The 6,265-nt window shown below is 31.3% G+C and carries 7 protein-coding genes and 1 tRNA gene; 1 reads left to right on the top strand and 7 read right to left on the bottom strand.

Translation table 11 applies throughout. The features are described 5' to 3' along the window. Positions 1–13 precede the first annotated feature (13 nt). Both KIB46_RS11490 and KIB46_RS11485 read right to left on the bottom strand, forming a co-directional pair. A tRNA-Tyr gene (locus KIB46_RS11490) sits at positions 14–98 on the bottom strand. Between the two features lie 165 nt (positions 99–263). Continuing rightward, positions 264–728, bottom strand: coding sequence for a hypothetical protein (locus KIB46_RS11485; RefSeq protein WP_156561326.1), 465 nt, complete (start codon positions 726–728; stop codon positions 264–266). A 107-nt stretch (positions 729–835) separates the two neighbouring features. Between KIB46_RS11485 and yyaC the strand changes: the two genes are divergently transcribed. After that, complete coding sequence (yyaC, locus tag KIB46_RS11480) at positions 836–1,375, top strand: spore protease YyaC (protein ID WP_156561325.1); 540 nt, start codon at positions 836–838, stop codon at positions 1,373–1,375. 54 nt (positions 1,376–1,429) lie between these two features. Here the strand turns inward: yyaC and mreB are convergent, their stop codons facing one another. The 5 genes from mreB to murA all read right to left on the bottom strand — a co-directional run bounded on the left by mreB (position 1,430) and on the right by murA (position 6,254). Continuing rightward, positions 1,430–2,464 (bottom strand): rod shape-determining protein MreB, encoded by a 1,035-nt coding sequence (gene mreB / locus KIB46_RS11475; RefSeq protein ID WP_156561324.1) that lies wholly within the window; start codon positions 2,462–2,464, stop codon positions 1,430–1,432. Between the two features lie 88 nt (positions 2,465–2,552). Further along, positions 2,553–2,804 (bottom strand): sporulation transcriptional regulator SpoIIID, encoded by a 252-nt coding sequence (gene spoIIID / locus KIB46_RS11470; protein ID WP_027097053.1) that lies wholly within the window; start codon positions 2,802–2,804, stop codon positions 2,553–2,555. 97 nt (positions 2,805–2,901) lie between these two features. Further along, on the bottom strand, positions 2,902–3,606 hold the full coding sequence (locus KIB46_RS11465) for a M23 family metallopeptidase (RefSeq protein WP_156561323.1): 705 nt from the start codon (positions 3,604–3,606) through the stop codon (positions 2,902–2,904). Positions 3,607–3,754: 148 nt separating this feature from the next. Then, a complete protein-coding gene (gene spoIID / locus KIB46_RS11460; RefSeq protein ID WP_291672039.1) occupies positions 3,755–4,798 on the bottom strand; it encodes a stage II sporulation protein D in 1,044 nt (347 codons plus the stop codon). Between the two features lie 202 nt (positions 4,799–5,000). Next, positions 5,001–6,254 (bottom strand): UDP-N-acetylglucosamine 1-carboxyvinyltransferase, encoded by a 1,254-nt coding sequence (gene murA, locus KIB46_RS11455; protein ID WP_156561321.1) that lies wholly within the window; start codon positions 6,252–6,254, stop codon positions 5,001–5,003. Positions 6,255–6,265: the final 11 nt, after the last annotated feature.

Here is a 6,265-nt window from a genome sequence, read left to right as displayed (position 1 = left end):
GCGCCCATTTAAATGGTGGAGGAGGACGGATTCGAACCATCGAAGCGAATCGCAACAGATTTACAGTCTGCCCCCTTTGGCCACTCGGGAACTCCTCCAATTTTTAGTTTTCTTCAAGTGCTGTAAGCACCGAATCAACAATAGTTAGTATATATTCTATGCTCTTATATTTCAACTCTCAAATGACTGCATATATCAAGATTATCCTTAATTTACTCTATATCTATCGATTTTACTCCAATTTAATATTGTATCCGTTTTTTCTACACATTTTCTTTAATATTATTAAAATTTACATATGGAGATAATATACTCTTTATTTTCTCATAATCCTCGCTACTTAACCTAGTCTTTAAAATTGATATAGCATTTGTAATTCCACTTTCCTTATCTTGACCATTTATAGCATCTTCTATCATACCTATATCACTTGTTGACATTGTTGTAATAACCTTTTTTAGTTCTTCACAATCTTTCCTAGGCATTTCATTGTATATATCCTCTATACTTACCTTTAATATAGGATTTACATCAACAGATACTTCTTTACTTGCCTCTTCTTCCTTACTCTCTACTTCTTTTTCACCATTTTCACTTTTAACATCTTCATTTGTAACTGCACCTAAGTTCACCATATCCTCTACTGACTTTGGTTCCCAGAAAAAAACAGTATACATAGTAATAAAACTTGCCAAAAGAATTACTAATCCAACAAAAACCTTTTTCACTTTTTTCACTCCCTTCATATTTGATTTATTGCCACTTAGCATTTTTTTTATTCTTATATACTATTTATTAGTTCCCCCTCATATATTATTTAAGGGGGTGTTATGGCTTGAATAAAAGGAAAGTTCATTATAAATCTGCACTTGCTTATTATGAAATTGCAGAAGGAATAAAAGATTTTATGAAAGATAATACAGCTATAGTTTGTATAGGAACTGACAAATGTATTGGAGATTGTTTAGGACCTTTAGTTGGCACTATATTAGAAGAGAATCTCTTTCCTTTACCAATCTATGGTACTATATCAAATCCCATTCATGCTTTAAATATAGATAAACGCTTGGAAGAAATAAACAAATTACACCCTGATGCTTGCATAATCGGTATTGATGCTTGTTTAGGTGAAAATAAATCAATAGGTGAAATTCATACTAGAGACTACGCTATACATCCTGGCAAAGGAGTAGGAAAGACACTTCCTGATGTAGGTATGGCCTCTATAATAGGTATAATAGACTCAAGTGATAATGCCGACTTCTTTTCTTCTAGATCTATTCGTTTATCTCTAGTTCTAGATATGGCCAAAGTTATTTCAAGAGGCATTATACATTCATATTATTTAAACAAAGGAATAAACTTAAAAATATAATAATCTTCTTAATATAAAAAGTGAGAAACTCTATAAAGCTTCTCACTTTTTATGTTACTCTATTAAAATTACTTCTTGATTATTTAAGTTATTATCCAACTTATCAAAATAAGCAAGAACCTTTCCAGTTCCTTCCGCAACACATTCAACTGAGTCAGCTGCAACTATAGCACTTACTCCAGTTTCAAATTCAATAAGCTTGTCTAATCCGTCTAATAAAGCTCCCCCACCAGTTAAAAGGATTCCCTTTTCTATAATATCTGCCGCTAATTCTGGAGGAGTTTTTTCTAACACTGCTTTTACAGCATCTACTATTAAAGTAACAGGTTCTTGTAATGCTTGTCGAATTTCTTCAGTTGTTATTTCTACCTCATCTGGTAAACCAGTAACTAAATTCCTACCCTTCATACTTGAGGTTAAATTTCTACCATCTTTAAAGGCTGAACCTATTGTAACCTTTAATTCTTCTGCAGTCTTTTCTCCTATCATAATTTTATGTTTACTTCTTACATACTTAATGATAGCTTCATCAAATTTATCTCCGGCACTCTTTATTGAAGATTTAACAACGATACCACCAAGGGAAATTATAGCTATATCACATGTACCTCCGCCAATATCAACTACCATTGATCCATTTGGCTTTGTTATATCTAACCCAGCACCAATTGCTGCTGCTAAAGGTTCTTCTATCAGATTAACTCTCTTTGCTCCAGAATTTCTTGCTGCATCTATTACCGCTCTTTTCTCTACTTCTGTAGCCTGTGAAGGAATACAAACCATTACCTTAGGGGCAACCATATTTTTCTTACCAACAGCTTTAACTATAAATGCCTTTAACATTTTTTCCGTTACATCATAATCAGAAATAACCCCGTCTCTTAATGGACGAACGGCCACTATATTTCCTGGTGTTCTTCCAATCATCTTTCTTGCTTCTTCTCCAACAGCCAATACCTTATTATTAATTTTGTTTATAGCAACAACTGATGGTTCTTTTAAGATAATACCTTTACCTTTTTCATAAACAAGCACAGTAGCTGTACCCAAGTCTATTCCCAACTCTACCCCTGATCTCCAAAACCACATTTTTTTCACTCCCATATATAAAAATTACATTTAGATAACATTTTCTTCAAAATTCTGCCTATTCTTTATTATATATGGAATATTCTTATCATTCAATAGCTTTATACTTTAATTTAGTGGCTTTTCCGCCTCTAATATGTCTTTCTGCCTTATTAAGTTCTAAAATACTATGAGTTTTTTCTGCAATAATTGGATTTATTTTTGGTAGTCTCTCTGTCATATCTTTATGAATTGTACTTTTACTTACACCAAAAACTTTAGCAGTTTTCCTAATAGTAGCTTTTGAATCAATTATATATTGTGCTACCTCAAGAACTCTTTCTTCAATATAGTCTTTCAAAATGCTACCTCCTTCATTTTTATTTCTTTATGCTTTTTAATTATTGACCAGTCATTCCTTTTTCAAGGAATGACTGATTAATATAATTTCTAAAAAATTACTTTAGGCTATATGAAAAATACTTTAATGGATCTACTTGTTTTCCTTGTGAATTGATTACTTGTATATTTAAAAATTCACCAAACTTATCACCAAATATCTTTACAGTATTCCCAACCTTACCAATAACAGTGCTAGATGTCACCTTATCTCCAGCCTTCACGTTAACCTTAGGATCAAGATTAGCATAAACAGTCTTTAATCCATTAGCATGCTTTATAACAACTCTTGTTCCTTCTTCAACATCGCCAACACCTACTGTTTCTACAACACCTTCTGCTGCTGCTTTTACTTCTGAACCTATCTTAGATTTAATATTTACTCCAGATAAAACACGTTGATTCCCTTCATCATCAATAATTTGAGGAGTTGTCTTAAACTCTCTAATTACAGTTCCTGAAATTGGATTCACAAATTTCACTTCCGTATTATTTGATACAGCAGTAGTCTTTTCAGTATTCTTATTGGTTGTATTATCTACTCTTTCTGCATTTTGCATGTTATTGCTTACATCTTTATCATCAACATTCAACGAAATTTCTTTATTATTCTCTTCTTTTTTAGGATCTGTTTGTAAATTACGTGATTTCTTAAAATACACAGTTCCAAGTGTTGTGACAATACACAAACATAGGAAAAGTACTACGTAAAAACCCTCCTTCCTAAAAAAATCTTTCACCTTTTGTACATTATTTTTGTCCATATAAACACCTCCTTTTTCTATTGTTTCCTTTTTATATAAATTAATACATATTATTCATATTTTATTTATTTTTATTTTAAAAAAATAAGGATATAAAATAAGCATTTAACTTATCTTATATCCTTACCTTATTAAAAGTTTTTAATCGCTATTTATATACTATTTTTTCAATTTCTATTCCTGAATAATAATGTTTTAAGATATCTTTATAACTCTTTCCATCCTTGCCCATAAAGTTTGCTCCCCATTGGCTCATTCCAACTCCATGTCCATATCCTTTACAATTAATTTTAACAACATCATTTCCATATTCAATTGTAAAATTTGATGACCTAAGATCAAATAACTTTCTAAAATCAATTCCTGAAATACTTTTTGTTCCTAATGCTATACTTTTTACATATTCCGCATCGGTTCTAGATTCTATCTTTACCTTATCTTTTAAGTTTTCTTTTGTTACTCCAGTATCCTTATATGTTTTATTTATTGTATTTACAAACTCATCAAATCCAATTTCCTTTGTTGTACTATATTTGGTAGCCTCTTTATCCCATGAACTATCTACTGATTTCAAATAAGGAATATCTCCTGAGAATACTTCTATTGAATCCTCTGTCTTCCCCCCACTTATAGCAAAGAATTGAGGATACCTAACTATTTCCCCCCCATATATCATAACTTCCCCCTCTGTAGCTTTAACAGAGCTAACAATCTTCTCCCAATAAGTTTCTGCTTTTGAACTATCCCATTTCTGCATTCTTTCATCCTTACTCATATATGCTTGGCAGTGAGTTGATGAACAAATTTCTGCCCCATGCTCTTTAGCTGTTTTACAAGGAGAAATTCTCTTAGAAAAATAAAAAGTTCTAGCCGCTATGGATTGAGCCTTTATTGCCTCTTCATTAAATTCTGCAGGCATTTCTGCTGCTACTACACCAACTATATAATCTTCTAAACTTATTTCTTCTACCTTCTCTGTGGCAGTATTATATACCTTTACTTTATCACTACCTCTAACTACTACTCCTTCATCTTTAACATACCTTATAGTATCATCGCTAAGTTCAAAAGAGCTTGTACGTTTAAATGGAGATGCAATAAATATACTACAAATTATTATTGTAAAGGAAATTATAAATATGGTTATATAAGAAATAACTTTAAATTCATTTTTTGCACCATTATAATTCATTTCTCCCTCCTAAAAAATAATTTCCTTTAATTATATGCTTACATAATTTTACTTATCACTACTCTCAACAAGCTTTATTTTTTACAATATTTACATATTTTTATATTCTTATATTTATATGTTTATATATTTATATATTAGGGCATAAAAGAAGCTACATCCTAACGATATAGCTTCTTTATAAAAAAATTATAATTCCTTTTTAATACTTAATTCTTTCAATATCAGCTCCAAGACCTCTGAATTTCTTTTCAATATCTTGATAACCTCTATCTATATGATAAATATCTCTTATTTCTGTTGTTCCTTCAGCTACTAATCCAACCAAGATCATAGCAGCTCCTGCTCTTAAATCTGTCGCTTTAACCTCACATCCAGTTAGCTTATTAACACCTTCCACAAAAGCTGTTCTACCATCTATTTTAATTTTAGCTCCCATTCTAGCAAGCTCTGCCACATGCATAAATCTGTTCTCAAATATGGTTTCTGTTACTATACTAGACCCCTCAATTAAGCATAATAAGCCCATCATTTGAGGTTGCATATCTGTAGGAAATCCTGGATAAGGTAAAGTTTTAATATCTACAGGTTTCTTAGGACCTGTTCCATCAACTATTATAGATTCTCCTAACTCTTCAAAGTTAATTCCACATTCTTTTAGTTTCTCTATTAATGGTCTTAAATGTTCACCATTTATACCATTAATTTTAATTCTACTATTTGTTATTGCAGCACTTATCATAAATGTGCCAGCTTCAATTCTATCATATATTGGTTTATATTTAATTCCACTTAAATGATCTACACCTTCTATTGTAATTTTCCCTGTACCAGCACCAACTATATTAGCTCCCATTGAGTTTAAAAATTCTGCTAAATCCCATATTTCAGGTTCTTCTGCAGCATTTTCAATTATAGTTCTTCCTTCTGCTAATACAGCAGCCATAATTATATTCTCAGTTGCTCCAACTGAAGGGAAATCCAAATAAATTCTATTTCCTTTTAGTCTATCTACCTTAGCTTCTACATATCCATGTCCAATATTTATTTCAGCTCCCAAGGCTTTAAAGCCTTTCAAATGAAGATCAATAGGTCTACTACCTATATTGCATCCTCCTGGAAGTGATAATTTACAATAGCCAAACCTTGCCAACATAGGACCCATTATTAGGAATGAAGCTCTCATTTTTCTTATTAATTCACTATTTGCATCAACAGGAATCAATTCACTTGTATTTATTTTTATCTTATCATCCTCTATTTGTAAATTACAATTCAAACCACTAAGTAGGTTACATATAACTAAAACGTCTTCTAGCATAGGTATATTTTCTAATTCAATATTCTCTTTCGAAAGAATTGTTGCTGCAATTATAGGCAAAACTGAATTCTTCGCTGCGCTTATGTTTACCTCACCACTTAGTTTCTTTCCACCTTTAACTACTATCTTTTCCATATTCTCCTCCA

Origin of the sequence: Clostridium sp., from assembly GCF_018372875.1 — a bacterium.
Taxonomy (GTDB): domain Bacteria; phylum Bacillota; class Clostridia; order Clostridiales; family Clostridiaceae; genus Clostridium.
This window is presented reverse-complemented; position numbering and strand designations above follow the sequence as displayed.

What these genes read in the sequence shown, in the direction of transcription:
- mreB (WP_156561324.1), bottom strand. Translation starts at nt 2,464, where the DNA reads ATGTGGTTTTGGAGATCAGGGGTAGAGTTGGGAATAGACTTGGGTACA.
- KIB46_RS11465 (WP_156561323.1), bottom strand. Translation starts at nt 3,606, where the DNA reads ATGGACAAAAATAATGTACAAAAGGTGAAAGATTTTTTTAGGAAGGAG.
- spoIID (WP_291672039.1), bottom strand. Translation starts at nt 4,798, where the DNA reads ATGAATTATAATGGTGCAAAAAATGAATTTAAAGTTATTTCTTATATA.
- murA (WP_156561321.1), bottom strand. Translation starts at nt 6,254, where the DNA reads ATGGAAAAGATAGTAGTTAAAGGTGGAAAGAAACTAAGTGGTGAGGTA.